The 453-nt window shown below is 52.5% G+C and carries 1 pseudogene; it reads left to right on the top strand.

Annotated features, from left to right (window positions below):
* Positions 1-29: 29 nt before the first annotated feature.
* Positions 30-453 (top strand): annotated as a pseudogene (locus tag EHSB41UT_RS24240) (acetolactate synthase 3 large subunit); the annotation flags it as partial.

Here is a 453-nt window from a genome sequence, read left to right as displayed (position 1 = left end):
GCGGACGTCCTGGGCCGGTGGTCGTGGATTTGCCTAAAGATATTTTGAATCCGGCGAAAAAAATGCCGTATGCCTGGCCGGAGACGGTCAGTATGCGCTCTTACAATCCCACAACATCAGGACATAAAGGACAAATTAAGCGTGCCTTGCAAACGCTGGCGTCGGCAAAAAAGCCGGTGGTCTACGTTGGGGGAGGGGCGATAAGCGCGGCCTGCTATGCGCCGCTGCGCCACATCATTGAAACCTTTAACCTGCCGGTGGTCTCTTCATTAATGGGACTGGGCGCGTTTCCTGCTACTCATCGCCAGTCGTTAGAAATGCTGGGAATGCATGGCACTTATGAAGCCAATATGACCATGCATAACGCCGACGTGATTTTCGCTGTTGGCGTACGATTTGACGACCGCACGACGAATAATCTCGCTAAATATTGTCCGAACGCGACGGTATTAC

The sequence above is a fragment of the Parendozoicomonas haliclonae genome (genome assembly GCF_900174585.1).
GTDB lineage: Bacteria > Pseudomonadota > Gammaproteobacteria > Pseudomonadales > Endozoicomonadaceae > Sansalvadorimonas > Sansalvadorimonas haliclonae.
Note: the sequence above shows the minus strand (reverse complement) of the source record. Positions and strands in the feature narration are given on the sequence as shown.